The 26,496-nt window shown below is 62.3% G+C and carries 25 protein-coding genes; 16 read left to right on the plus strand and 9 right to left on the minus strand.

Annotation, left to right across the window (positions count from 1 at the left end):
* The first annotated feature begins 195 nt into the window (after window positions 1-195).
* Both DOM36_RS09165 and DOM36_RS09170 read left to right on the plus strand, forming a co-directional pair.
* Window positions 196-933, plus strand: coding sequence for an AzlC family ABC transporter permease (locus DOM36_RS09165; RefSeq protein ID WP_110642822.1), 738 nt, complete (start codon window positions 196-198; stop codon window positions 931-933).
* Window positions 930-1,277, plus strand: coding sequence for an AzlD domain-containing protein (locus tag DOM36_RS09170; protein WP_075570398.1), 348 nt, complete (start codon window positions 930-932; stop codon window positions 1,275-1,277). The genes DOM36_RS09165 and DOM36_RS09170 overlap by 4 nt, the downstream gene beginning before the upstream one ends.
* Window positions 1,278-1,346: 69 nt before the next feature.
* Here the strand turns inward: DOM36_RS09170 and DOM36_RS09175 are convergent, their stop codons facing one another.
* A complete protein-coding gene (locus tag DOM36_RS09175) occupies window positions 1,347-2,468 on the minus strand; it encodes a GlxA family transcriptional regulator (RefSeq protein WP_075570399.1) in 1,122 nt (373 codons plus the stop codon).
* 391 nt (window positions 2,469-2,859) lie between these two features.
* On the opposite strand from DOM36_RS09175, the gene efeU reads away from it, so the two are divergent.
* The 4 genes from efeU to efeO (DOM36_RS09200) all read left to right on the plus strand — a co-directional run bounded on the left by efeU (window position 2,860) and on the right by efeO (DOM36_RS09200) (window position 7,314).
* Window positions 2,860-3,708: an iron uptake transporter permease EfeU gene (gene efeU / locus DOM36_RS09185; protein WP_110642824.1), complete on the plus strand. Its 849-nt coding sequence runs from the start codon at window positions 2,860-2,862 to the stop codon at window positions 3,706-3,708.
* 3 nt (window positions 3,709-3,711) lie between these two features.
* Complete coding sequence (gene efeO / locus DOM36_RS09190; RefSeq protein WP_110642826.1) at window positions 3,712-4,866, plus strand: iron uptake system protein EfeO; 1,155 nt, start codon at window positions 3,712-3,714, stop codon at window positions 4,864-4,866.
* 24 nt (window positions 4,867-4,890) lie between these two features.
* The gene (efeB, locus tag DOM36_RS09195; RefSeq protein ID WP_110642828.1) at window positions 4,891-6,360 is read left to right on the plus strand and encodes an iron uptake transporter deferrochelatase/peroxidase subunit; all 1,470 of its coding nucleotides are present in this window, start codon (window positions 4,891-4,893) and stop codon (window positions 6,358-6,360) included.
* Window positions 6,361-6,456: 96 nt separating this feature from the next.
* Entirely contained in the window at window positions 6,457-7,314 is an 858-nt protein-coding gene (efeO, locus tag DOM36_RS09200) for an iron uptake system protein EfeO (RefSeq protein WP_110642830.1), read from the plus strand.
* Window positions 7,315-7,455: 141 nt separating this feature from the next.
* On the opposite strand, the gene DOM36_RS09205 is transcribed toward efeO (DOM36_RS09200), so the two are convergent.
* Window positions 7,456-8,703 carry a DUF2254 domain-containing protein gene (locus tag DOM36_RS09205; RefSeq protein WP_075570405.1) on the minus strand — a complete coding sequence of 416 codons (1,248 nt, stop codon included), beginning with the start codon at window positions 8,701-8,703 and terminating at the stop codon, window positions 7,456-7,458.
* Window positions 8,704-8,852: 149 nt separating this feature from the next.
* Here DOM36_RS09205 and DOM36_RS09210 point away from each other — a divergent pair, with 149 nt between their 5' ends.
* From DOM36_RS09210 to DOM36_RS09220, 3 genes are all read left to right on the plus strand, one after another.
* Window positions 8,853-9,863 (plus strand): DNA topoisomerase IB, encoded by a 1,011-nt coding sequence (locus DOM36_RS09210; RefSeq protein WP_110642832.1) that lies wholly within the window; start codon window positions 8,853-8,855, stop codon window positions 9,861-9,863.
* A gap of 142 nt (window positions 9,864-10,005) precedes the next feature.
* Window positions 10,006-11,079, plus strand: coding sequence for a beta-propeller fold lactonase family protein (locus tag DOM36_RS09215; RefSeq protein WP_110642834.1), 1,074 nt, complete (start codon window positions 10,006-10,008; stop codon window positions 11,077-11,079).
* 329 nt (window positions 11,080-11,408) lie between these two features.
* Complete coding sequence (locus tag DOM36_RS09220; protein WP_110642836.1) at window positions 11,409-13,646, plus strand: NADP-dependent isocitrate dehydrogenase; 2,238 nt, start codon at window positions 11,409-11,411, stop codon at window positions 13,644-13,646.
* A 126-nt stretch (window positions 13,647-13,772) separates the two neighbouring features.
* Here the strand turns inward: DOM36_RS09220 and DOM36_RS09225 are convergent, their stop codons facing one another.
* Window positions 13,773-15,269, minus strand: a complete 1,497-nt coding sequence (locus DOM36_RS09225; RefSeq protein ID WP_232823779.1) for a carbon starvation protein A — start codon at window positions 15,267-15,269, stop codon at window positions 13,773-13,775.
* 346 nt (window positions 15,270-15,615) lie between these two features.
* Between DOM36_RS09225 and DOM36_RS09230 the strand changes: the two genes are divergently transcribed.
* From DOM36_RS09230 to DOM36_RS09250, 5 genes are all read left to right on the plus strand, one after another.
* Complete coding sequence (locus tag DOM36_RS09230; RefSeq protein WP_232823780.1) at window positions 15,616-16,332, plus strand: murein L,D-transpeptidase catalytic domain family protein; 717 nt, start codon at window positions 15,616-15,618, stop codon at window positions 16,330-16,332.
* Between the two features lie 183 nt (window positions 16,333-16,515).
* Window positions 16,516-17,622: a L,D-transpeptidase gene (locus DOM36_RS09235; RefSeq protein ID WP_110642838.1), complete on the plus strand. Its 1,107-nt coding sequence runs from the start codon at window positions 16,516-16,518 to the stop codon at window positions 17,620-17,622.
* Window positions 17,623-17,810: 188 nt separating this feature from the next.
* Entirely contained in the window at window positions 17,811-18,314 is a 504-nt protein-coding gene (locus DOM36_RS09240; protein WP_075570410.1) for a universal stress protein, read from the plus strand.
* Between the two features lie 122 nt (window positions 18,315-18,436).
* On the plus strand, window positions 18,437-18,706 hold the full coding sequence (locus tag DOM36_RS09245; RefSeq protein ID WP_075570411.1) for a DksA/TraR family C4-type zinc finger protein: 270 nt from the start codon (window positions 18,437-18,439) through the stop codon (window positions 18,704-18,706).
* Window positions 18,707-18,826: 120 nt separating this feature from the next.
* Window positions 18,827-19,753 (plus strand): LysR family transcriptional regulator, encoded by a 927-nt coding sequence (locus DOM36_RS09250; protein WP_075570412.1) that lies wholly within the window; start codon window positions 18,827-18,829, stop codon window positions 19,751-19,753.
* A gap of 87 nt (window positions 19,754-19,840) precedes the next feature.
* Here the strand turns inward: DOM36_RS09250 and nspC are convergent, their stop codons facing one another.
* The 4 genes from nspC to DOM36_RS09270 all read right to left on the minus strand — a co-directional run bounded on the left by nspC (window position 19,841) and on the right by DOM36_RS09270 (window position 23,217).
* Window positions 19,841-21,004, minus strand: a complete 1,164-nt coding sequence (nspC, locus tag DOM36_RS09255) for a carboxynorspermidine decarboxylase (RefSeq protein ID WP_110642840.1) — start codon at window positions 21,002-21,004, stop codon at window positions 19,841-19,843.
* Window positions 21,004-22,203 (minus strand): saccharopine dehydrogenase family protein, encoded by a 1,200-nt coding sequence (locus tag DOM36_RS09260; RefSeq protein ID WP_110642842.1) that lies wholly within the window; start codon window positions 22,201-22,203, stop codon window positions 21,004-21,006. Before DOM36_RS09260 ends, nspC begins: the two co-directional genes overlap by 1 nt.
* A gap of 308 nt (window positions 22,204-22,511) precedes the next feature.
* Window positions 22,512-22,874: a YnfA family protein gene (locus tag DOM36_RS09265; RefSeq protein WP_075570415.1), complete on the minus strand. Its 363-nt coding sequence runs from the start codon at window positions 22,872-22,874 to the stop codon at window positions 22,512-22,514.
* A 91-nt stretch (window positions 22,875-22,965) separates the two neighbouring features.
* Window positions 22,966-23,217: a CsbD family protein gene (locus DOM36_RS09270; protein WP_157958609.1), complete on the minus strand. Its 252-nt coding sequence runs from the start codon at window positions 23,215-23,217 to the stop codon at window positions 22,966-22,968.
* A gap of 220 nt (window positions 23,218-23,437) precedes the next feature.
* On the opposite strand from DOM36_RS09270, the gene DOM36_RS09275 reads away from it, so the two are divergent.
* Together DOM36_RS09275 and DOM36_RS09280 are read left to right on the plus strand one after the other, a co-directional pair.
* Window positions 23,438-24,358 (plus strand): DMT family transporter, encoded by a 921-nt coding sequence (locus DOM36_RS09275; protein ID WP_110642845.1) that lies wholly within the window; start codon window positions 23,438-23,440, stop codon window positions 24,356-24,358.
* A gap of 64 nt (window positions 24,359-24,422) precedes the next feature.
* Window positions 24,423-24,848: a copper resistance protein NlpE gene (locus DOM36_RS09280; RefSeq protein WP_075570418.1), complete on the plus strand. Its 426-nt coding sequence runs from the start codon at window positions 24,423-24,425 to the stop codon at window positions 24,846-24,848.
* Between the two features lie 40 nt (window positions 24,849-24,888).
* Here DOM36_RS09280 and DOM36_RS09285 read toward each other — a convergent pair whose 3' ends face one another.
* Together DOM36_RS09285 and DOM36_RS09290 are read right to left on the minus strand one after the other, a co-directional pair.
* Window positions 24,889-25,674: a class I SAM-dependent methyltransferase gene (locus DOM36_RS09285; protein WP_232823781.1), complete on the minus strand. Its 786-nt coding sequence runs from the start codon at window positions 25,672-25,674 to the stop codon at window positions 24,889-24,891.
* Window positions 25,671-26,468, minus strand: coding sequence for an undecaprenyl-diphosphate phosphatase (locus DOM36_RS09290; RefSeq protein WP_075570419.1), 798 nt, complete (start codon window positions 26,466-26,468; stop codon window positions 25,671-25,673). The genes DOM36_RS09285 and DOM36_RS09290 overlap by 4 nt, the downstream gene beginning before the upstream one ends.
* Window positions 26,469-26,496 lie beyond the last annotated feature (28 nt).

Raw genomic sequence — 26,496 nt, forward strand, 5'->3', positions numbered from 1 at the left:
TATCCCCGCGCTCGCCTCACCCGACGACCGAAAGCGAATCCGAGTGTTCCGATTGCGCCACCTTCAATGTCCTGTACGCGACAGCGCGAGCCGGCGGTGCCGACGATGCGAAGCGAGATTGACGCACGCGGGCGCGTTGGATAGAACGTTCAGATCCGCTGCTCACTACCGTCTCTGCCAGGGAAGACAGACCGAATGTCCGATATCGAACCATCGCGCCAGTCCAGCGGATGGCTGACAGGCGTGCGCGAGGCGATGCCCCTGCTGGGCGGCTACATCCCGGTGGCCGTCTCGTTTGGCCTGATCTCCACCCAGGCCGGCTTCAGTACCGCCGAAACCCTGGCGATCTCGGCCCTGATCTACGCCGGGGCCTCGCAGTTCCTGTTCGTCGGCATGATCGCCAGCGGCTCTCCGCTGTGGCTGACCGTGGCGATGACCCTGCTGATCAACGTGCGCCATGTCGTCTACGCCCCCAACATCGCCCCTTGGCTGCCGCAGAGCCGCTGGTGGCCGTGGCTGATGCACGGTCTGACCGATCAGGTCTTCGCCCTGGCCCACAGCCGTTTGCCCCAGTTGCCGGCATCCCGGCGTGTCGGCTGGTTCTTCGGTGCGGCCATGCTCGCCTGGCTCAGCTGGATCGCAGGCTCCCTGCTGGGCGCGGTCGCCGGGGAATGGCTGACGAGCCGCTGGCCGTTGCTCGGCGAAGTGATGCCCTTCGCGCTGCCGGCGCTGTTTCTGGTATTGATCGTGCCGCGATTCACCTCGCGGCGCTGGGCGGCCGCACTCGTTGTCACCATTGCCATCGCTCTGCTCTGCACGTTGACGGGATTGACCAATATCGGGATTCCGCTGGCAGCCGCCTGCGGCGCGCTCTGCTTCTACATGATCCGCCTGCCGGAGACGGCCGGGCCCACCCGGGGAGGACGCCCATGAGCCTCTCACTCTGGATCGCCATGATCATCGCCGCTTTGGGCACCTATCTGCTCCGGCTGCTGCCACTGCTGTGGATACAGCGGCGACTGACGCGTACCGATGACGACGGCCCTGTCGATGCACTGCCGAAGTGGCTGGTGATTCTGGGCCCGATGATGATCGCCGCGGTGCTGGGCGTGTCGCTGGTGCCACGGACTGCCGATGTCCCCGGTTGGCTGGCGACGGTCATCGGACTCGGTGTGACGCTCGCGGTGTGGCGGCGGACACGCTCGTTGGGTTGGCCGGTGGTGGCTGGCGTATTCACTTTCGGGCTGATGGTCGTTGCGACCAGAATGGTCGTCTAGGTGACGCGGGCGAAACGACATCGGGCGGCTCTGGGGCCGCCCGATCGATAGCGTTCCGATCCACCGCTTTCAGCCCAGCGCGATGCTGGCGTAGGTCGGCTCTCCCCGAGCATGGCTCAAGGCGACGGTGGCGCTGCTGGACTGCATCAGCGGTTCGCTGCCCGCCAGCGGGATTATCGCCGGCTCCAGCCTTCGAATCTTCAGCGTCTCGCCGCGATCCTCACGCGGTGGCGTACCGAAAAACTCCCGGTAGCATTTCGAGAAATGCGGCGTGGAGACGAAACCGCAGGCTGAGGCGATTTCGATGATCGGCAGCGGCGTCTGCTTGAGCAGCTGCCGCGCTCGCGTCAGTCGCAGCTTGAGATAGTAGCGCGACGGCGAACAGTGGAGATGACGCTGGAACAGGCGTTCCAGCTGGCGCCGGGAGACGTCGACGTAGTTCGCCAGTTCGTCGAGCTCGATAGGCTCCTCGATATTGGCTTCCATCAACGCCACGATTTCCAGCAGCTTGGGCTGCGTGGTGCCCAGCACATGCTTGAGCGGCACCCGCTGCTGATCTTCCTCGCCCCGCACCCGTTCGTAGATGAACATCTCGGAGATGGCCGCCGACAGCTCCCGACCGTGATCGCGCCCGATCAGATTGAGCATCATGTCCAGCGGCGCGGTCCCCCCGGAAGCGGTGAAGCGATCGCGATCAATCGAGAACAGCCGCGTGCTCCAGGCCGTGCGCGGATAGGCTTCCTGAATCGCGGCCAGACACTCCCAATGGATGCTGGCATCGTAACCATTCAGCAGGCCGGCCTGAGCCAGCGCCCAGCTACCGGTACACACCGAACCGATTCGCCGTAGCTGGCGTTGACGGCTCTGCAGCCAGGTCAGCAATGCCGGCGTAACGGAGCGCTGCGGCGCGACGCCGCCACATACTACCAGCCAGTCGAGTCTCAACGGCGCGTGAGCGCTGGCGTCCGGCGTCACCTGCATGCCGTCGCTGGCTCTCACCGGCGCCCCGTCCATCGTCATCACGTACCAGCGGTAGAGTTCGCGGCCGGCGAGCTGGTTGGCCATGCGCAACGGCTCGATCGCCGAGGCGAGCGAGATCAGGGTGAAGTCTTCCAGCAGCAGAAAACCGAGTGTCTGGGGCTCAGGCGCAGCGCCTTTTCGGGCGGCGCCTTGAGGGGGATAGATTGCCATTTCACTTCTCCTCCAAGGATATAACGGTGGTTATTGTTATTACGGTTCCCTGGCGTCTGTCGCTCTCGGTCCATGGCGATTCATCAGCGCTGGACAGCTCCTGACAGCGACCGTTATCCGACTGTCCTTGCGTCTTTTCGGTCTGATTCGACTGTAATCCCTGTGACGGTACGACGCATGCGTTTTTATCTCTGCGCGACATCGTCATCGTCATTAGGCACCTCGATGTCGTTTTTAGAACAAACTATCCCCCCACGCTGCAGCGGTGTCGCGATTCGAGCAGAACGTGAAAAATTGTTACCGGCCGGAGGTGATAACGAGTATCATTCACAGCGTTACCGTTACCCTTGTCGCCTCGTCGTTCGCAGCGACCCACCGTGGGATTTCTGCCATGTTGGTACCGTTTCTGATCATGCTGAGAGAGGGGCTGGAAGCCGCTCTCGTCGTCGGCATCATTGCCAGCTATCTACGCCAGACCGGTCGCGCCGCCTGGATGCCTGCGGTGTGGATCGGCATTTTTCTGGCGGTCTCCTTCGCCCTGTTCGTCGGCGCCGGGCTGCAGTTTGCGAGCGCGGAGTTCCCGCAGCGCCAGCAGGAGCTGTTCGAAGCGATAGTGGGCTTCTTCGCCGTCGGCGTTCTGACCTGGATGGTGCTGTGGATGCGCCGCGCCGCTCGCGGTATGCGCGACGAGCTGACACAGGCGCTCGACCAGGCGTTCCGCAGCGGTCGGCGGCACACCTACGCGCTGATCGCGATGGTATTTCTCGCCGTGGCGCGCGAAGGGCTGGAATCGATCTTCTTTCTGCTGGCGGTCTTTCAGCAGAGTCACGGCGCTCATGCACCACTGGGGGCACTCCTCGGTCTGGGCCTGGCCGCGCTCATCGGTCTGGCACTCTACCGCGGCAGCCTGCGGTTACCGCTGGGGCACTTCTTCCGGGCCACCGGTCTGTTCATTCTGCTGGTCGCCGCCGGGCTGCTTTCGGGGTCCGTCCGCGCGCTGCATGAAGCGGGACTCTGGAACCATGCTCAGCAAGTGGTTTTCGACCTGAGCGATAGCCTGCCGCTGGATACGCCGTTGGGTTCGCTGTTCTCCGGCATCTTCGGCTATCAGCCAGCGCCGACCGTCAGCGAGGTCGTGGCATACCTCGGCTATCTGCTCGTTGCGCTGTGGCTGTTACGCACGCCCTCGGCGCGAGCCTACGTAACGGCGCCGGCGTCTTCCCGGCAGGAACGAGGCTGACCCATGACCCGGACCGCTCAACTTGCCCCGCCATCACCGCGCGCCATGCGCCTGGGCCTGGTGCTTTCCCTGTTCCTGATGATCGTCGCGCTGGGCGTTTTTACGCTCTCGCTGAAGGCCGTTCAGCCCGTCGGCGACAGTGATTACATCGTCAACGTCACCGCCACCGGCTGTCAGCCCGATCAACTGGAAGTCGCCGCCGGACGACGCACCTTCACCGTGGTCAACCAGTCCGACCGCGCCATCGAATGGGAGATCATCGACGGCGTGATGGTGCTCGCGGAGCGCGAGAATATCGCGCCCGGATTGCGTCAGCCGCTGACCGCCACGCTGAAAGCCGGCGACTACGTGATGACCTGCGGCCTGCTCAGCAACCCGCAGGGTGCGCTGCATGTCAGGGCCAGCGAGTCGGACGCCGAAGCTTCGCCACTTCCGGCGACCGCCTTCATCGGGCCATTGGCGGAATATCGCGTCTATACCACCCTGCAGCTGCGAAAGCTGCAGGCCAGCGCCGGCGACCTGCGCGATGCCATCGCCACCGATGACCTCGAGGCGGCCCGCCAGGCGTTCCGCCAGGCGCGTCGTATCGATCTGCATCTGGCCATGCCGATCGGTCTTTACAGCGATCTCGATCAGCGTCTCAACGCTCATGCCGACGATTTCGAGAAACGCGGTGAGGACCCTGAATTCGTCGGCTTCCATCGGCTTGCCGAGGGCCTGTTCACCGATGAAAGCACTGCCGGGTTGAACGCGGTTGCCGACCGGCTGGTCACGGATGTGGACACGCTTGCCGCTCGACTCAAGAGTGCATCGATTCCTCCCGCGCAGCTGGCCGACGGCACCGCTCGCGTGCTCGAGACGTGGCTCGACCATCACCGTGACGGCCGCACCATCGGGGAGCGTGATCTCGACGATCTCGTGGCACTGACGGAAGGCGCCAACAAGATCGTCTCGTTGCTCTCGCCGCTGCTGGAGCGTCAGTCTCCCGATACCTTGCAGACGCTCCAGACCCAGCTGAATTCGCTGCAGCAGGAACTCCCGACCGCGTCCGGATCATCGACATCGGGGCAAGGCGACGCCGATGGCCTGCTGCGGGCGACCGATGCCGTGGCCAAGTCGCTCGCCGGCATCAACCAAGCTCTCACTCTGGAAGGTTAATCGACACCGGTCAGGTCACCGCTTATGAGCCAATCAGATCGTTCTTCACGCTGCCCTTTCACCACTCTGCAGACAGCGTGTCAGCAGACGACGTCTCAAAAGACAAAGTCTCAAAAGACAAAGCCTCAAAAGACAAAGCCTCAGCAGGCAGACGACCGGCAGGCAGGTCATCCGCCAACGGATCCCCCGTCGCCCGCCCACGCCGAGCGCCGCCGTTTTCTCAAGGGCGCCAGCTTGACTGGCCTGGGACTGGGTCTAGGGTTCACCGGTCTCGGTGGAGCCTGTCCGGCCCGGGCATTGGCCGCCACCGGACACGGCGAAGATGTCACCAGCGCGCCGCAGCAACAGGATGCCGAGCTGCGCTACCCCTTTCACGGCGAGCATCAGCAGGGCATCGTCACACCCCGCCCCGCGACCGGCATGCTGGTGGCGTTCGACGTACTGGCGCGAGATCGGGACGACCTCGAAAAACTGATGAGGGTTCTGACCGAGCGCATCGCCTTTCTGACCCAGGGCGGCAGGATACCCGAACGCGATCCGCTGTTCCCGCCGCCGGACTCCGGCACTCTGGGTCCCGTGATCGCCCCTGACGGGTTGACCGTGACCGTCGCGGTCGGCGACTCCCTGTTCGACGAACGCTACGGTCTGGCGAGTGCCCGGCCGAAACGCCTGCAGCGCATGGGAGGTTTTCCCAACGACGCCCTGGACGCCGCCCGCTGTCATGGCGACCTCGCGCTGCAGATCTGCGCCAACACGCTGGATACCGGCTATCACGCCCTGCGCGACATCATCAAGAACACGCCGGGACTGCTGATGGTGCGCTGGAAGCAGGAAGGCACCGTACCGCTGCTGCCGCCCGCGCCGGGCGATATCGATGGCAGTGCCCGCAACTTCCTCGGCTTCCGCGACGGCTCCGCCAATCCCGACGGCGACGACGAGGCGCTGATGGATGAGCTGGTGTGGGTCGGTCGGGATCATGACGAGCCGGCCTGGGCACAAGGCGGCAGTTACCTCGCGGCGCGCATCATCCGCAATTTCGTCGAACGCTGGGATCGTACCCCGTTGAATGAGCAGGAGACGATCTTCGGCCGGCGCAAGATGAGCGGCGCGCCGCTTTCCGACGGCGCCGCGGAAGGCAGGGAGCAGGACGTGCCCGATTACACGCTGGATCCGGAGGGCAAGATCACCCCGCTCGACGCGCATATCCGCCTGGCCAATCCTCGCACGCCCGCCACTGAGAAAAATCGCATCCTGCGGCGACCGTTCAATTACTCCAACGGCGTCGAGGCCAACGGACAGCTGGACATGGGCCTTTTGTTCCTCTGTTTCCAGGCCGATCTGGAAGCCGGTTTCATTACTGTCCAGCGTCGCCTGGATGGTGAACCGCTGGAGGAGTACATCAAGCCGGTGGGCGGTGGCTATTTCTTCGTCTTGCCTGGCGCAAGAGACGATAACGATTACCTGGGGCGCAGCCTGCTGGCGGCGACCGCTTGAGCCAATTCGATTTTTGGAAGACGACATCGCTCGCGAAGACGGGCCGTGGATTCACGACCGCCGACTGGCACCCGGATCATTCAATGGAGCCTCACAATGAAAATACCGAAACCCTGCAAGACATCGAAAACCTGGATCGCGGCAGGCACCCTCGGCCTGCTGTCGGTGACCGCCACCGCGCAGGCTGCCGTGGCACCGGAGGCGCTGGTCGGCCCCGTCGCCGACTACAAGCTGTATGTCCTGGACAATCTGGAGCAACTGGTCACGCATACCGAGGATTTCACCGCCGCGATCGAAGCCGGTGACTTGGCGAAGGCCAAGGCGCTCTATGCCCCCACGCGGGTGTACTACGAGCGCATCGAGCCGATCGCCGAGCTGTTCGCCGATCTCGACGTCAGCATCGATGCTCGCGAAGACGACTACGAACAAGGGGTCGAGGATCCCGATTTCACCGGTTTCCATCGTCTGGAGTACGGGCTGTTCCACGACGCCAGCACCGATGGCATGAAGACCTATGCGCAAGGCCTCATGGCCGACGTCGAGGAGTTGGACAGCCGCGTTCAGGCGCTGACTTTTCCGCCGGAAACCGTCGTTGGCGGCGCTGCCGCACTGATGGAAGAGGTCGCAGCGACCAAGATCTCCGGTGAAGAGGATCGTTACAGCCGCACCGATCTATGGGACTTTCAGGGCAACGTCGATGGCGCTCGCGAAATCTTCGAGCTGTTCAGGCCGCTGGCGGCCCAGGAAGACGCCGATTTCGTGGCGCGCGTCGAGGACAATTTCGACGACGTGGAAGAGACGCTGGCCGACTACCGCCTGGATCCCGACGATCCCGAGGCGGGGTTCGAATCCTATGACGAGGTCAGCGATGCCGACCGTCGCGCCTTGACGGGTCCGGTAACGGTCCTCGCCGAGGATCTGTCGACGCTGCGCGGCCTGCTCGGATTGAACTGAGTCATCCCGCGACAGTGTGCCGAAGCCCGCAATGGCTCTTTGACAGCCAGGGTGGGCTTTTTTAACAGGGCCGGCTGACCGCCGGCCCTGTTCGTTCGGCGTCGCCGTTCGAATGCTGTCCGCCATCGCGTCGGAACCGGTTCATGCCGTCCGCGCCGCCTTCACACGTTGACGGTCCTCTTCCAGCGTCAGCCCGATATCGAAGCGCTTGACGAGCCGTTCACGATGTTCGTCGACGAGGCGCTTGACGCGGTTGTCCCCGATCGCCCCCAGCGCACTCAGTGCCTTCTGCAGGCGAATGCCGACCTCTACCGTCGCGGCGCCGTCGCGAGCGATGGGAGTGAAGAAATCCTCGAACAGGTCTTTCGTTTGTAACGCCTCGACATACACATGCCGGACCGGCTGGTCCGACTCGTCGATACCGCCCTCGGCATGCCGTACCCACGGCGTCAGCACCCGAACGCCGCAGCCGATGATGTCGATCGCCGTACCGGGGTCGTTGATTCCCGGCGATAACGCTCTCGACGCCACCTCCGCCAGCACGATGATGCCGAATCGCGGATCCTCCTCGAAACGCCGCGACGGACTGATCGTGAAGGCCTCGGCAATCTTCTCGGCACGCGTCTCGTCCAGCGTGGGCGTCGACGCCAGCACTTTGGTCATGTCGAGGAACGTCCCCGGCAATGCCTGCACGTAGATGGCATGTCCCAGATCCTCGGCCAGCGAATCCAGTAGCGGCATGTCGATGTGCTGAAGATAACCCACCTTGCCGGCACGAACCGGCTCGAGCCCTTCCGGCACCGTGGAAGGCATCGCCTGGCCACCCAGATAGGGTTGATCCATGCGCCCTTCGAGCGCTTTCCTGGCCGCCGTTTCCACTTTGTCGATGGTGTCTCGCACCCGACCCAGCCGAGTCAGATATCCGGCCCACTTGATCAACTGGTAGACCGTCATCACGATGACGACGAGCGTCGCGGCGAACAGCAGTGTCCGGCCATCCTCGTCGTAGATGCCGGCCGCCAGTGCAATGATTCCGACCAGACTGAACAGGAACGCGCCGATGAAGGTTGCCAGCGTGTTCTGTGTCACGCGGTCCTCGATCAGCAGAAGGTTGGCTCGCGGACTGACGTTACTGGTCGCCGAACCGTAGGCCGTCACCATCGCGCCGAGCGAAAACGTGGTCACCGCCAGCATGCTCGAGGCGATGATATTGAGAATGCTGTCCACCGCGCGGGCGCCAATGCTGACCACCGACGGCACGTCCAGCCAGGGCGTCACCAGCCAGGCGACCAGTGCCGTGACCACGCCGCCCAACGAAAAGAGCGTCGCGCGGTACCACAAAGAGCGGCGCAGCTGACGCCACACCCATTGAAAGCGCCCCATTAACATACGGTTCCCATCCCTGGACTGAATCACCCTCAGTCTACGCCAAACGGGCTATCGACGAGCCTTTTGCCGAGGCTGGTCTATTCTGATCGAACCTGTTCATCATGATGACGGACAGCAACGACAATCGGTTTGGGCAAAAGGAGCTTGCCATGACCAAGACGCCCCCACGGGTGGTGACCCGCCATCGTCGCGGCAAGGGCTTCACTTACCGTACACCGGACGGGACCACGCTGAGCGATGACGCCTGGCGCGACTGGATCCGGTCGCTCGCGATTCCACCTGCCTGGCGCGATGTCGAAATCGTGCTCGACAAACGCCACCATATTCATGCCACCGGCCGCGACAGCGCCGGACGCAAGCAGTACATCTACAACGCCGAATGGCGCGAAAAGCGCGAGATTCTCAAGTTCGACCGGATCGTCGAATTCGCCCGCCGCCTGACCCCCATGCGTCGCGTCACCGGCCAGCATCTCACCCTCGAGGGAATGCCTCGAGAGAAGGTGCTCGCCTGCATGGTGAGGCTGATCGACAGCGCCTACTTTCGCCCCGGGAGCGAGCGCTACCGGGAAGAGAACGAATCCTATGGCCTGACCACCATGCGCTCCAAACACCTGACCATCGACGGCGACGAGCTGGTTTTCGATTATCAGGGCAAGAGTGGCCAGCATCAGCATCGCGTGGTCGAGGATGAGCGCCTGGCCAGGATCGTCGGCGAGCTCGATGACATCCCTGGCTACGAAATCTTCAAGTACTTCGACGAAGACGGCCGCAAGGTGAGAGTCGACAGTCACGATCTCAACGATTACATCCACGAGGTCATGGGCGAGCGTTTCAGCGCCAAGGATTTTCGTACCTGGGCCGGCACGTCGATTGCCGCGCTGGCACTGGAGGAGCTCGGCCCCGGCGACAACGACAAGGTCAGCCAGAGCAACGTGCGCCAGGCGATCGAGCGGGTCGCCAAGACGCTGGGCAACACGCCGAGCATCGCCAAGGCGAGCTACATCGATCCGCGCGTGGTGGAAAGCTATCTCGACGGCCGGACACTGGACCATTTTCGCAAGCTGGTCGAGACCGAGCTGGATACCGATGACAAGCTCACCGGGCCGGACGAACGGGCCATTCTCAGGCTGCTGCAGAGCCGTCTGAAAACGTCAGGTTGACGATCCGCAACTTCATTCGTCGATTGATCTATCGACCTATCGGCAATCGACGTCACCAAGTCGCCGGTGCTAGAAAGGAGGTTTATCCTCGATCGCTGGTCGCCCATCGACCGTCAACCGTCAACCGCCCAAGGAAAGCCCCATGAACCCAGCCGAGCCCTCGATCGATACTGTCGTCTACGTTGCCAATGCAGGGGATGGCACCATCGGCAGCTATCGCCTGGATCGCCAGACCGAGCGGTTGCTGCCGCTGGCCACGACCGAAGCGGCCGAGAACGTGATGCCGCTGGCCGTGAGTCCGGACAGGCAGACGCTCTACGCCGCCATTCGCAGCGACCCGCTGCGGGTGCTGAGCTACCGTATCGAGGCGGGCACGGGCGCCTTGACCCCGCTCGGCAGCGGCGCGCTCTACGGCAGCATGGCCTACATCACCACCGACCGCTCCGGACGTTATCTGCTGGCCGCCTCCTATGGCGGCAACTTGGTCAGCGTCAGCCCTATCGACGGCAACGGTGTCGCCGGCGACGCAACCCAGACGCTGGAAACCGGCAGCCGGGCGCATGCGATCATGGCAACGCCGGACAATCACCACGTGTTCGCCACCAACCTGGGCGACGACCGTGTGGCCCAGTTCCATTTTGCCGACGGCGCCCTCGTTCCCAATGAAACGCCCGCCGCAGACACCGCCAGTGGCACCGGCCCGCGCCACTTCGTCTTCTCGCCCAATGGTCGGTTCGTCTACGTGCTGGGGGAGTTCGACGCGACGGTAACGACCTTCGCGCTGGATGCCGACGATGGCACGTTGTCTCGAGTCGCGGTCAGCCAGGGCCTGCCGGATACGCTCGAGCTGGCGCCGGGCATGCCTCGGGAAGAGATCCCCACCGGTGACGATACGCCACGTGTGTGGGCGGCCGATCTTCATATCACCCCGGACGGTCGCCATCTTTACCTTTCCGAGCGCACCAGCAGCACCTTGAGCATATTGCGCGCCGACCCCGACTCAGGCGAGCTGCATCTCGTCGCCAATCAGCCGACCGTGAAGCAGCCGCGCGGCTTCGAGATCGATCCCACCGGCCGCTATCTGATCGCAGCCGGCGAGCTGAGCGATCATCTGGCGCTCTATCGCATCGACTCGGCGAGCGGAGCATTGACGCACCTCAGCGACACACCGGTCGGCAGCAAGACCAACTGGGTGGAAATCGTCTCTCTCGGCTAGCCGGCATGCTTCGCTGCGCGCCGCGCGAATGCGTTGGTCACGCGGCGCTGGTATACTCTGGCCGAGCGCAGGTTGTCGACAACTTGAAAGTACCGCTGCCGCGACCGATTTCCAGACCTCGCTGGTCACCGTTCTCCGATATCGGGAATCGCCAGCGAGGTGTATTGCGCCCTGTGAGCGAGCCGAAGAGAGTGGCGAGCATCAGCCGACGAAAGCCGCCCGGCGTCCCGGCGCCAACGCATCAATCCGCACGAAGTGCGACGCACATTCGAGTGTTCACCCATGCTCGATACGTCGTGCCATTGCCAAAAAGAGGTTAACGAATAGACATGTCCAATACGCCCAAGATCATCTACACCCTGACCGACGAAGCGCCCGCGCTGGCCACCTACTCGCTGCTACCGATCATCGAAGCTTTTACCGGCACCGCCGGCATCACGGTCGAGACTCGCGATATCTCGCTGGCGGCGCGCGTACTGTCCCAGTTCCCGGATCTGCTTGGCGACGACCAGCGCGTCAGCGATGATCTGGCCGAGCTCGGGCAACTGGCGACCACCCCGGAAGCCAACATCATCAAGCTGCCCAACATCAGCGCTTCAGGCCCTCAGCTCAAGGCGACCATCAAGGAGCTGCAGAGCCAGGGCTATCCCCTGCCGGACTATCCGGAAGAACCGAAGAACGACGAAGAGAAGGCGATCAAGGCCAGCTACGACAAGGCCAAGGGCAGCGCGGTCAATCCGGTGCTGCGTGAAGGCAACTCCGATCGTCGGGCGCCGAAGTCGGTCAAGAACTACGCCCGCAAGTACCCGCACCGCATGGGCGAATGGTCGAGCGAATCACAGTCTCACGTCGCTCACATGAGCGAAGGCGACTTCTACGGCAGCGAGCAGTCCGCCGTGATCGCCAAGGCGGGCAAGCTCAAGATCGAACTGCAGCAGAAAGACGGCACTCGCATCACGCTGACGGACGGTCTCGCGGTCAAGGAGAGCGAAGTCGTCGACGCCGCAAGCATGAGCAGCCGTCGTCTGCGTCACTTCATCGACAGCGAAATCAAGGACGCCAAGAAGCGCAACGTGCTGTTCTCGCTGCACTTGAAGGCGACCATGATGAAGGTCTCCGACCCGATCATGTTCGGCATCGTGGTCGAAGAGTTCTACAAGGAGGTGCTCGAGAAGCACGCCGATGCGCTCAAGCTAGCCGGCTTCAACTCCAACAGCGGCATCGGCGATCTATACAGCTCGATCGAATCGCTTCCCAGCGAACAGCAGGACGCGATCAAGAGCGATATCGAAGCGCTCTATAAAGAGCGTCCCTCGCTGGCGATGGTCAACTCCCACAAGGGCATCACCAACCTGCACGTGCCGTCCGACGTGATCATCGACGCTTCCATGCCGGCGATGATCCGCGACTCCGGCAAGATGTGGGGAACCGACGACCAGTTGCATGACGCCAAGGCGGTCATTCCGGACCGCTGCTACGCCACCATCTACCAGACGGTGATCGAAGATTGCTGCAAGAACGGCGCTTTCGATCCGACCACCATGGGCAGCGTGCCCAACGTCGGCCTGATGGCCCAGAAAGCCGAAGAGTACGGCTCTCACGACAAGACGTTCCAGATCCCGGCCGACGGTACCGTGGTCGTCACCGACGACAATGGCCAGACGCTGTTCAGCCATGACGTCGAAGCCGGCGACATCTGGCGCATGTGTCAGACCAAGGACGCGCCGATCAAGGACTGGGTCAAGCTGGCCGTCACCCGCGCCCGTGAAAGCGGCTCGCCGGCGATCTTCTGGCTCGACGCCAACCGGGCCCACGATGCCAAGTTGATCGAGAAGGTCGAAACCTATCTCAAGGATCACGACACCGACGGTCTGGACATCCGCATCCTGGCGCCGGTCGAAGCGATGAAGGTCTCGCTGGAGCGTATCCGTCAGGGCGAGGACACCATCTCCGTCACCGGCAACGTGCTGCGCGATTACCTGACCGACCTGTTCCCGATCATGGAACTCGGCACCAGCGCCAAGATGCTCTCCATCGTTCCGCTGATGAACGGTGGCGGCCTGTTCGAGACCGGTGCCGGCGGCTCCGCGCCCAAGCACGTCCAGCAGTTCCTGGAAGAGAACCACCTGCGCTGGGACTCGCTGGGTGAATTCCTGGCGCTCGCGGCCTCCCTCGAACACCTCGGCAGCACCTTCGACAATGCTCGTGCCCGAATCCTGTCGGCGACGCTGGACAAGGCCAACGGCGAATTCCTCGACAGCGACAAGTCTCCCAAGCGCAAGGTCGGTGAACTCGACAATCGTGGCAGTCATTTCTACCTGGCGCTTTACTGGGCAAAAGAGCTGGCCGCCCAGACCGAGGACAGCGAGCTGAAGTCACTGTTCGAGGAGATCGCCAGGACGCTCGGCGACAACGAGAACACCATCGTCGATGAGCTCAACGCGGTGCAAGGCAAGCCGGTGGATATCAAGGGCTACTTCCACCCCAATGGCGAGCTGGTCAGCGAGGCGATGCGCCCCAGCAGGACCTTGAACGCCGCACTGGGCAAGCTCTACCAGGCTTCCTGATCGGCGACCGGCTCGGGACACCCGAGCCGGTGCCAGCGCTGTCCGCCCTGCTTCGGCAGCGGCGGAGTCAAAAAGAAACGGGCCCGTGCCATTGGCACGGGCCCGTTTGATTGCGCTTGGGAGACTTTACCAAAAACGCGATATCGACAATAAACTCGTTGCCAGCAATCCGGTCGCCTTACCATTCTTGTAGGTCGGCACTTCCGGCTCGTCAACGGCAAAGATGCCGCCGCTCAGGCGGCGCACCCGCTTCATGAACAGGGCGATGCAGATCAGCGTGCCAATGGCGGCAACGACATAGCTGGTCTGCAACGACAGACCGAACCCGATTGGCGCGTAGGCCAGATAGGTGAAGGTCGCCATGGTCATGAAGGTCGCCGGAATCGACGTGATGAGGTGCGGCTTGCGCGCCAGTACCAGATACATGGTGGCGACCCACAGGGCGATGACCGCCGTGGTCTGGTTGGCCCAGGAAAAGTAGCGCCACAGCAGCGTGAAGTCCATGTGCGTCAGCGCGTAGGAAACCACGAACAGCGGTGCGGCGATGAATATGCGCTTGACGATGGGACGCTGGTCGATCTTCAGGTAGTCGGCAATGATCATGCGCGCGCTGCGGAAAGCCGTATCGCCCGAGGTGATCGGTAGCACGATGACACCGAGAATTGCCAGCGTTCCGCCGATGGCGCCGAGCATGGTGGTCGACACTTCACTGACCACCGCGGCAGGGCCGCCGGCCGCGAGCACGTCGGACAGTGACTGGTCGCCATGGAACAGGCTCATCGCAGCCGCCGCCCAGATCATCGCGATGACGCCTTCGGTGATCATCATGCCGTAGAAGATCTTGCGGCCATTGCCCTCGTTCTCTGTCGTCCGCGAAATGATCGGCGTCTGGGTGGCGTGAAAACCGGAGAGCGCACCACAGGAGATGGTCAGGAACAGCAGCGGGAAGATCGGAGCACCCTGTGGATGCATATTCTGGAAAGAGAGCTCGGGGATCGGCGCGCCGGTGAAGATCATGCCGAGCCCGATACCCAACGCACTGAACAGCAACAGCGCGCCGAAATAGGGATAGATGCGCCCGATCACCTTGTCGATCGGCAGCAGCGTTGCCAGCAGATAGTAGGCGAAGATCACCATCGTGATCAGCGTGATCGACAGCGGCGTCATGTTGGCCAGCAGCGCCGCCGGCGAGGTGACGAAAACGGTGCCGACCAACAGCAGCAGCAGGATGGCGAAACCGTTGACGACGTGCTTCATCACCTTGCCCAGGAACTTGCCCGCCAGCTGCGGCAGGTGAGCGCCGTGATTACGGATCGAGATCATGCCGGTGAGATAGTCATGCACCGCGCCCGCAAAGATGCAGCCGATCACGATCCAGATGAACGCCACCGGACCGTAAAGGGCGCCCAGGATCGGGCCGAAGATGGGGCCAACGCCAGCGATATTGAGAAGCTGGATCAACGAGTTACGCGTCGTATTCATTGGCACGTAGTCGATGTTGTCGCGCATGGTAAACGCGGGCGTGCGTCGCTTGCGATCGGTGACGAATACGCGTTCCACGAATTTGCCATACGTGAAGTAGCCCGCTATCAATAGCAGGATCGATCCAATGAATGTAATCATCTAGGGCCCCTGGAGCGATGAGGACGCCTTGTGGGCATCCGGCAGGTACTGTGATCCGGCAGGCGCTTTCATCCTGCAGGTACGTGGACAGGTGCGTGGCGGACCACGCGTTCGCGGTCTGATTATCCGCGCCAATTTACGAACAAGGTCAAATAATTACATTTAGACTTTAGTGGCGGATTCGGCCCCGAGGCGCTTGCCGGGTCTCGCCTTGTCCCGCATGCTGACGCCTTTCCCGTCACATCGGGTAACCGCTTCGATGATCAAGACATATGTTTCCTTACTCTCGGCGCCTCTTGTCGACTCCCTGACTTCGAGAGCCGTAACGGCTGCCATCGTGATATCGATGTCGATCTTTCCCGCGGTCGCGTCGACACCACCGCCCTCTCCCGATCTTCTGGCTCGTGCCAATGTGGTGTATCAACCCACCGCGACATCCCTCGAACAGCTCGCCCCGGACGCCGATCCCGACGTCATCGCCCTGGGTCTTGCCACCATGCAGTGCGCCCAGCGCCACGGCGTGGGCGAAGCTGCGCAGCGCCTGGCGATCATCGATTACAGCCGCTCCTCGCAGACACCACGCCTGTGGGTTTTCGACCTCGCCCGGCACAAGCTGCTATACCGTGAAGTCGTGGCCCACGGGCAAGGTTCCGGGGGCGACGTTCCCGATCGATTTTCCAATCAGGAAGGCTCGCACGCCTCGAGCCTGGGTCTGTTCGTGACGCGTCGGACCTACGAGGGCAAGAACGGCTACTCGTTGCGTATGGATGGGCTCGAGCCCGGCTTCAACGATGCCGCCATGAGCCGCGCGATCGTGATGCACGGCGCCGATTACGTCGATCCTGGCATCGCCGAGCGTCAGGGACGACTCGGACGTAGCTGGGGATGCCCCGCTCTGCGTCCCGGCGTCGCAGAGGATGTCATCGACGTGCTCAAGGAGGGCCAGTTCATCTTCTCCTACTATCCCGAACGGGAATGGCTGATGAATTCGGCGCTGGCGCAGTGCGCTCAGGCCCGCGTCGAGCAACAGGACACCGCCGAGTATTTCCTCGGCACGCGCTGATCAAGCCTCGCCTTTATCGAGTGCAGGCGGGGGCGCGCACGACGTCGATAGCGAGTACCCTGTTCATGGCAGTCACCCCATCGTTGGCGGCCGCCCCACCCACAGCAGCCATCGATCCCGGCAGTGGGGACGACGTGAATCGAGAATGCGTCGTTCCGCGGCGCGTCGGTCGAGGGAGTCAGCATGTCACGCACGGCAATTACACTGCTGCTATTGATCGTCACCCTGCTGGTGTCGCCAGCGAGCTTCGCCGTGCCCTACTGGGGCGAGAAACAGTCAAGCCCTGTCGATACGCCGATCGATCAGCTTCCTCCCGGCGCCTGGATCTGGGGTGGCGATAACAGGCATGCCGGCCCGATGGCCGTCGTCGTCAGCCTCACCGAGCAGCGCGCCTACGTCTATCGCAACGGGATCCTCATCGGCGTGACGAGCATCAGTACCGGTCGCGAGGGTTACGAGACGCCGACCGGCGTCTTTACCGTGCTCCAGAAGGACAAGGACCACTACTCCAATCTCTACGGCAATGCACCGATGCCGTATCAGCAACGCCTGACCTGGGACGGCGTGGCGCTGCATGCCGGCGGGCTGCCCGGTTACCCGGAATCCCACGGCTGCGTCCACTTGCCGACCGAATTCGCTCGTCTGTTGTTCGATGCTTCCAACCTGGGCATGACGGTGGTCGTGGCGGAGGCAGGCCAGGCGCCGATCTCCGTGGTTCACCCGGGACCATTGAGCCCCATCGATGCTCATACTGGCAGTGGTGTCGAGATTCCTCTGCTGGACAGTGGCAGCAGCTGGCGCTGGGCCATGGACCCTCCTTCCGAAGGCCCGGTCTCGATGGTTCTCAGCCGTAGCGATCGCCTGATCGTGGTCTATCGCAATGGCGTCGAGATTGGCCGTTCGCGCGTCGAGATCGGCAGCCCCGATAGGGTGACGGGTACGCGCGCCTATATCGTCGAAGGCCATTTCCATCCACCGCCGGCTCGAGAGAGCGATGAAATGCCCCTGCGTCCTCTTCCCATGCCGACCTGGATTGCGATTGGCGTACCCGGCTACGAAAGCACTGCCGGCCATCCTGTCTCGACCAGCCTCGTCAATCAGGTGGTCGTGCCCGATGGTTTCAAGCGGAAGGTGTTACCTCTGCTGGAACCCGGCACCGTGCTGGTCGCGACCGATGCCCATCTCACCGCGGAAAATAGCGGTGAGCCTATCAGGGTGATCGATAGCGTCGGCCCCCGTAGCTGGCTCGATGATGCCGTGACGCTGCCCCCATCCGCCGCCGACCGCTGACGCCGTCAGGCATCCCCGCTCGTCCTGGGGTGCGTCACACTGTGCGACATTTATCCGCTATGACATTCATCGCGGGTAGCCTATGTTGAGAGTCGAAAGGCGACTCGGCTCGCCGCAGCGACAGGCAATCAGCAACCAGGCGGTACCCGAGCGCTTCCATTCGATGCTTTCACGATTGCGAGGTGTCCATGTTCAAGTCTCTGCTGGTCCCCATCGATGGTTCCGAGGACTCCCATATCGCGCTCAACGTTGCCTGCCAGTTGGCAGCACCGGTTCAGGGCAAGCTGTATCTGCTCAACGTTCGCGACCCTTACCCACAACTGCATAAGGGCGAACTGCTCAGCGTCGAAGCAGCGATCAAGGCGGCTTCGGTGGATACCGCCGATCGCGAGGGTCACGCCATAATCGATGCCGCGCTCGATACGCTACCCTCCTTCCCCGGCTATAACGGGGAGTTCGATACGCTCGTCAAGCAGGGTTCGCCGGCACGCATGATCGTCTCCGAAGCCGAACGGCTGGGCGTCGATGCCATCGTGATGGGCAGCCGTGGCATGGGGCAGTTCAAAGGGCTGATGATCGGCAGCGTGTCGCACAAGGTGACCCATGTTGCCAACTGTCGTGTTATCTGCGTACACGAGACTCCGCATCGGCATGCAACTCAGGCACCCCACGAGTTCGTCGACTTCGACTGATCTTCGGCGACAGCCCGGCATTGCCGTCGTGGCGACCTTGCGGGACTTGCGCATCGCCACCATGCTGAATGGACTCGGAGCGCCTCAAGCGCTCTCGAAGGACGCCCATAAGGAGGCATTCCATGGCTAGCGGTTGGGCAAAGGACGGCGCGGTGCAGGAGCAGATCGACAGCACCGTCGAAGATGGCATTGAGCAGGCGCGCCAGCGGCTGCGAAACCAGGGCCCCAGTCTGACGATCTGTGAAGAGTGCGAGGCTCCGATCCCGGAGGCCCGCCGTCAGGCGGTGCCCGGCGTTCGCCTGTGCATCGACTGTCAGGCGGAAGCGGACCGCCATCAGACCCATCACGCCAACTACAATCGTCGCGGCAGCAAGGATAGCCAGTTGCGTTAGCGACCAGACTCCCATGCCAACACGATCGGCTGGCACGGTATGCCGGGCTTCGGCCAAGGGTGATGATAGAATCATCGGACCGCCGTCACAGCCTGCCGAGCGCTGAAGGAGTCCGACCTCATGCATTTCGATCTCGCGGACCTGCGCATTTTCGTTCATGTGGCGGAAGAGAGCAGCCTGACGGCCGGGGCTCAGCGCGCGCACCTTTCCACCGCCGCGGTCAGCGGTCGGATCAAGTCACTCGAAGCGCAACTGGAAAGCCGGCTGTTCTATCGCAGCAGCCAGGGCGTCGAACTGACACCGGCGGGAGAGCGCCTTTTGCAGCATGCGCGTCTCATCCTGCACCAGGTCGAACGTGTCAAAAGCGAATTCTCCGGCTATGCCAGTGATGTCATTGGCCATCTCCGGATATTTGCCAACACCACTGCGGTGATCGAGTTCATGCCCGAGGTGCTGTCCGATTTTCTCGCTTCGCGTCCCGGCATCACCGTGGATCTTCAGGAACGCCTGACCAGCGATATCATTCGCGGCGTTCTCGATGGCACGGCCGACATGGGAATTCTGGGCATCATGGTCGGCGTCGAGGTACCTTCGCGGTTGAAGACGCTGCCTTTCAGCCGGGACCGGCTGGTATTGGCGACCCCGCTCGATCATCCCCTGACCGAGCGTGACGAGATCACCTACGAAGATGCGCTGGACTACCCACATGTCACTCTGCATGAGGGCAGCACCCTCTTCCACTATCTGGAAAGAAAGGCGCTGGAGTTCGGCAAGCCGCTACCGGTCAGAATTCAGGTGTTCGGGTTCGAATCGGCATGTCGCATGATCGAAGCCGGCGTCGGCGTGGGGATTCTTCCGGAATCCTGTGCGCTACGCTATCAGGATCATATGCGACTGAGCGTCCGGCACTTGAGCGACGCCTGGGCATATCGAGAGCGCAGCGTGCTGATCCGCGAAGATCACGTCCTGCCCGGTTTCGGGCAGGAGCTGCTGGATATCATCACCCAGTATCAGTCCTCCCGATCGCTGGCGTCGACATCGGGATAGTCTGCGTTTCGTTTCGTCGCGAGAACGCGCCCGCCATGAAAAACGCCCCGCAGTGCGAGGCGTCGAATCATGCGTGAGTCGAGCCGATCAGCTCAGCCGCTGCATGTAGTCCACGTAGCCGAAGGTCTTGACCGTGCGTACCTCGCGGCTTGCCTCGTCGATCCGGCAGATCGCCGGCAGACGGATGCCATTGAAGGTGGTGGTCTTGACCATGGTGTAGTGGGCCATGTCGGTAAACACGAGACGATCGCCGATCTCAAGCGGCGCATCGAACGCATAATCGCCGATCACGTCGCCGGCCAGGCAGGTCGTTCCGCCCAGGCGATAGGTGTGCGCCTTCTCGCCAGGCTTGGCACCGCCGATGATCTCCGGACGATAGGGCATTTCCAGCACATCGGGCATGTGCGCCGTGGCCGAAGTGTCCAGGATCGCGATGAGGCCATCGTTTTCGACGATATCCAGCACGCTGCAAACGAGATAGCCGGTGTTGAGCGCAATCGCCTCCCCCGGCTCCAGGTACACCGTCAGGTGTGGATGGCGCGACTTGAACTCACGAATCACCCGCACCAGCCGCTCGACATCGTAGTCGGCCCGCGTGATGTGATGACCGCCGCCGAAATTCACCCATCGCAGATTGGCAAGATACTGGCCGAACTTCCGCTCGAAGGCACCCAGAGTCGCTTCCAGCGCGTCGCTGTTCTGCTCGCAGAGCGCGTGAAAGTGCAGCCCCTCCAGCCCCTCGATGTCTTCCGGCGCCAGATCCGCAGCCCTTGTGCCCAGCCGTGAGCCCGGCGCGCAGGGGTCGTACAGCGCCACGTCGCCGGTGGAATGCTCGGGATTCACTCGCAGCCCGCAGGAAACTTCACGCGGCGACGCTTGCACGGTCTCACGAAAGTGCCGCCACTGCCGCGGGGAATTGAAGCTCAGGTGGTCGGCGTAGCGCAGCACCACATCCATCTCCGGCGCGGTGAACGCCGGCGAATAGACATGCACCTCGCCACCGAAGGTCTCGGCACCCAGACGCGCTTCATCCTGACCGCTGGCGGTGGTCCCGACCAGATACTGGCTGACCAACGGGAAAGTATCCCACATGGCGAAACCCTTCAGCGCCAGCAGAATTCTTGCGCCGCTGTCGGCCTGCACCCGGCCCAGCAGCTCGAGGTTGCGACGCAGCAAGGCGTCGTCGACCACGTAGGCCGGCGACGGGCAGGCGCCCACGTCGAAGGGATAGGCGATGTCGTTCGTTGCCATCAGGCCAGCGGATCCTGGTCGGGATCGAGCTCGACCATCTGCCACGGCAGTCCCATCTCACCGATGCGCTCCATGAACGGGTCGGGATCGAGCTGCTCGACGTTGTAAACGCCCTCACCTTTCCAGATGCCCTGCAGCATCAGCATCGCGCCGGTCACGGCCGGTACGCCGGTGGTGTAAGAGATCGCCTGAGACTGGACTTCCTCGTAGCACTTCTCGTGATCGCAGATGTTGTAGATGTACACCTTGCGACGCTTGCCATCCTTGATGCCGTCGAGGATGACGCCAATGTTGGTCTTGCCCTTGGTGCGCGGGCCGAGTGACGCCGGGTCCGGCAGCACCTGCTTCAGGAACTGCAGCGGTGAAATCTCGACCCCGTTGACATTGATCGGCTCGATGCGGGTCATGCCCACGTTCTCGAGCACGTTGAGGTGGGTGATGTACTTCTCGGAGAAGGTCATCCAGAAACGGATTCGCTCGAGCCCCTTGATGTTCTGGGACAGCGATTCCAGCTCTTCGTGATAGAGCAGATACAGATCCTTCTCGCCGATGCCGTCGAAGTCGAACTTGCGCTTCTCGGCCAGCGGCGGTGTTTCGACCCACTCGCCCTTCTCCCAGTAGCGACCGTTCGCGGTAATTTCGCGAATATTGATCTCCGGGTTGAAGTTGGTGGCGAACGGATAGCCGTGGTCGCCGCCGTTGGCGTCCAGAATGTCGATCCGGTGAATCTCGTCGAACAGATTCTTCTGGCCGTAGGCGCAGTAGATGTTGGTCATGCCCGGGTCGAACCCGCAGCCCAAGGTGGCCATCGCGCCCGCTTTGGCGTAGCGATCCTGGAACGCCCACTGCTCCTTGTATTCGAACTTGGCCTCGTCGGGATGCTCGTAGTTGGCCGTATCCAGATACGGTACGCCGGTCTGAAGGCACGCTTCCATGATGGTCAGATCCTGATACGGCAGGGCCACATGGATGAGGATGTCCGGCTTGAAAGACTCGATCAGCGCAACTAGCGCCTCGACGCTGTCGGCATCGACCTGGGCGGTCTGGATCGCACGCGACAACTGCTCGGCGATCGCCTTGCATTTGGCTTCGTTACGGCTGGCGAGACAGATCTCGCTGAATACCTCGGGATGCTGGGCACACTTGTGAGTAACGACACCACCGACGCCGCCGGCGCCAACAATCAGGACTTTGCTCATGAATTCACTTCCAGATCGGGAAAAGTCAACAGTGATAAGGTCTTATCGATAGTGGTCAAGGGCTTGTCAAATGATTGGGCAACTCTTCAGCGCACCCCGACCCGATGCCACCCCGGTCTTGGTCCCTCTTCATATCCACCGGAATGGATCCACATCCACCGGGATTGGCGAGAGGCCGCAGATAATGACCTCGTCAGAGACTGGCCTCAAGAGTTTTTCGCGTCAAATCTAGACCGAATCCAGGACAGGTTCATGACATCGACATCAAGCCCCTCGCCATATGACGAGCGCGCGCTCCCGTGTGCCGCTCAGCCACGCGGCCCCCAAAGTATGATACCGGCACCGAGCAAGCAAATCGCCGCGCCAATGACGTCCCAGCGATCCGGCAGACGCTGCTCGACGAGCCACAGCCACAATAGCGAGGTGACGATGTAGACACCGCCATAGGCAGCATACGCCCGGCCCGCGTAGTCACTATCGACCAGCGTCAGTAGCCAGGCGAACAGGACCAGGCTGAAGACACCGGGCAGCAACCACAGCGGGGCTTTATCCAGCCGCCACCATGCCCAGAAGGCGAAACATCCGGCGATTTCCGCGAGTGCCGCGGCGAGATAGAGGACAGGTGTCAACACAATACTGGCCTGCGTGGCGTGGGAGAAAACGTCTCGCATCCCGCCCGAGATCGTCGAGGAAGCTCAAACGACGACCCCGGCCGAAAGCCGGGGTCGAAATGCATTCTTGTCGGAACCGTGAGAGATATCCTCAGCGACGGCCGAGAAGAATCCCCAGAAACACGCCGACGCCGCCAGCGATGGCAAGCGCACTGATCGGATTCTTGACCGTGGCTTCACGGACGTCGTCGATTTTCTCGCCGTAGTTGGCCTGCAGCTTACCGGCAGTCTGGCGTGCCTTGCCCTCGCCCCGCATGTCATCGTCTTCGGTGAAGCTGCCAACGGCTTCCTGAGCGCGACCCTTGAGTTCTTCGGTGCGTCCTTTCACTTGATCTTCGTACATCTCGATCTCCTTGATCTCTGTTCTGGCAGCAGACACATTCCGCTGACGCTTAAGCATAGTTGTCTTGAAGGATCTCGCCAAAAATCGGAGCGCTCGAGCCTGGCGCAGCCATGAAAGCGGTGGCCCCGAACGAGAAAGAACGCCAGCGCCGAAAACTGCCGGACAGCGATGCCTCGCCGGTTTACGCTACGCCTCGGTCATACCGCTAGGATTTGCTTGGATGTCGATAATCTCGCTGGGTCGCTTGTTACTGCTTTCCGCCCTCTGGGGTGCCAGCTTTCTGTTCATGCGTATCGCCACGCCGGCACTCGGCGCATTTCCCACGGCATTCTTTCGAGTGTTGCTGGGTGCTCTTGGGCTGGTAGTCATTCTGGCCTTGATGCGAGCGCGTTGGCGGTTCAATGGCAAACTCGGGGCCACACTGGCGATCGGAATGATCAATTCCGGGATCCCGTTCGGCATGTTCTGCATCGCGGCGCAGTACTTGCCCGCCGGTTATTCCGCCATGCTCAACGCCTCGACGCCATTGATGGGCGTGGTGATCGGCGCCCTGTTCTTTCAGGAAAGACTCACGCGGGATCGCCTGATCGGCGTGGCGCTGGGCGTACTGGGCGTCGGCGTTCTGGTCGGGACCGGCCCGGTCGCGATAGGCAATGGCCTGCTGATCGGTGCTGTCGCCTGCCTGGCTGCCGCCGCCTGCTACGGGCTGGGCGGTTTCGTGGTCAAACGCTGGATTGCCGAACGTGGCGGACTCGACTCCCGTCTCATCGCATTGGGTTCACAGTTCGGTGCGACGCTGCTGCTCGCACCCTTCATGCTTGGGCAGGTAGCACTGGCGCCACAGGCGCTGGTCTGGGATGACACCGGCGTCTGGTGGGCAATGCTGGCGCTGGGTATCGGCTGCACTTCGCTGGCCTATCTGCTGTATTTCCGCCTGGTCGAGGATCTCGGACCGATCAAGCCGCTGACGGTCACCATGCTGGTGCCGCTGTTCGGGGTGCTGTGGGGCGCGCTCTTCCTCGGTGAAAAGGTCACCTGGGCGCACGCCGCCGGCGGCTTGCTGATAGGGCTCGCGTTGTGGCTGATCCTGTTCAAGCGTCACCGCACAACCCTGACCCCACCAGGCGAAAATAGCGCCTGATCCGCCGCTCGCTGAATTCGCGTCTATACTCACTTGGCGAACTTTTCTAATGAAGGAAAAGAATATGAAAAAGCAAGGATGGCTGGGTGCCGGGATCATCGGACTGGGATTGATGCTGAGTGCGTGCTCGAGCGCACCGCCCTCGCCCTATCAGAAAGCGGCCGGCGACTATGAAGGCGTGCTTCCCTGCGCCGACTGTTCCGGTATCAACGTCGACCTGCAGATGATGAACATGGACGACACCGGTGGCGCCTATGTCCTGAACAGCCTGTATCAGGGTCGCAGCGACGAGCCGATGGTCACCAAGGGCAATTACATCGTGCTCGAAGACGCTGGCATGCAGCAGCTACCACTCGTCTACCAGTTGAAGGGCGCCCAGGGTAATACGATCTATTATCTGCGTCCGCTGGATAATGGCGATCTCGAGGTCCTGGACCCCAATATGCAACCCGTACAGTCCGGTGCCGACATGACGCTGAAGCGTCAGTGAGGTTCCACCGGAGCCAGAATGAACCGGGCCGAGGCCCGGTTCATTCGTTTCCGCCCCCGGATTTCAGGGAGCGATGCACGTAGAGGTCGTAACGGCTCGTCTTGCTCTCGATGACATGCTGCGGCGGCGGTCCCTCGATGGGAGGTGCCTTGCGCGGACGCTTGACCACCACACGATGTGTGGCAACATCCAGCGCCGCTTCCAGCAACCGAGAAGCATCCTCGTCATCCCCGGCCAGTTCGCGAAACACCCGCATCTCTTTCTTGACCAGCGCCGACTTCTCGCGATGCGGAAACATCGGATCGAGATGGACGACCTGAGGCTGATGCGGCCAGTCGCTGACCGCCGCCTCCAGAGCCGTTGCGCTATCGGCGTGTCTCAGGGAAATGCGCCGAGCGATCTGCGCCACTTCCTCGTCATTCAAAGCCGACGTCAGCGCCGCTTCCAGCAGGGCGTGAATGGCCGCCACCCGCTCGACCATCAACACCTCGGCCCCGAGCGATGCCAGCACGAAAGCGTCTCGCCCAAGACCCGCCGTCGCGTCGACGACCTGCGGCACCACACCAGTGCCGAAACCGCAGGCCCGGGCCACAAGCTGGCCTCGACCGCCCCCGTAACGGCGCCGGTGTGCCGCGGCCCCGGAAACGAAATCGGCGCTGATCGGCAACCCGTAACGCTTGATATCACCGGCGATTTCCAGGCCCCGCTCGGCACGTTGCAAGACCAGGCCGCCGCCAGGTGCCGTCAGCGACCAGGGCAGCCCGTAGCGCTCGGCCAGATCGGTCAGCGTCTCGCCGACCACGACCAGCGAGGCTGCGTCGTTCACGTCGCCCATACGAACAATGCGACGCCGAGCAGCAACCGATAGATCACGAACGGCATCATTCCAATTCTGTCCAGCGCGGCCAGAAACAGCTTGATGCAGAGCCAGGCGGCAACGAACGAGAACGCCACGCCCAGCAGAATTTCATGCCACTGGGTTGCCGTGCCGGACTGCACCAACTCGACACCTTTCAACGAACCGGCCGCCAGGATCAGCGGGATGGATAGCAAAAATGAAAAGCGGGCGGCCGCCTGACGGGTGAAACCGAGCATCAATGCCGCCGTCATGGTAATACCCGAGCGCGACGTGCCCGGGATCAACGCGATGGCTTGCGCCAGTCCGATCAGCAGCGCGGTCTTTAGCGTCATCTGTTCGATCGGCTGAATCCGACTTCCGCGCTTGTCGGCGATCCCCAGCAGCACCCCGAAAATGATCGTCGTCGTCGCAATGACCAGTACCGATCGGCCCGCACTCTCGACCCAATCCTCGATCAACAGGCCGACGATCACGGCAGGGATGGTACCGACGATGATCGCCCATCCCAGACGGCTTTCGGGCGTCTGGCCCCGCTCGCCGAACTGGGTGAACCAGGCGTGAAGAATGCGCCAGACCTCGTGACGGAACGCAAACAACACGGCTCCAAGAGAACCGATGTGGACGGCGACATCGAAGGCCAGCCCCTGATCGGACCAGCCGAACAGTTGGGAGGGTAAAATCAGATGAGCGGAAGAGGAGATAGGCAGAAATTCGGTCAAGCCTTGGATGATGGCGAGTGCGGCCAGCTGAAAAACATCCATTTTCGTTCAATATCCTTGTGCGAAGAGG

The sequence above is a fragment of the Salinicola sp. CPA57 genome (assembly GCF_003206035.1).
In the GTDB taxonomy this organism is placed as follows: Bacteria; Pseudomonadota; Gammaproteobacteria; order Pseudomonadales; family Halomonadaceae; genus Salinicola; species Salinicola socius.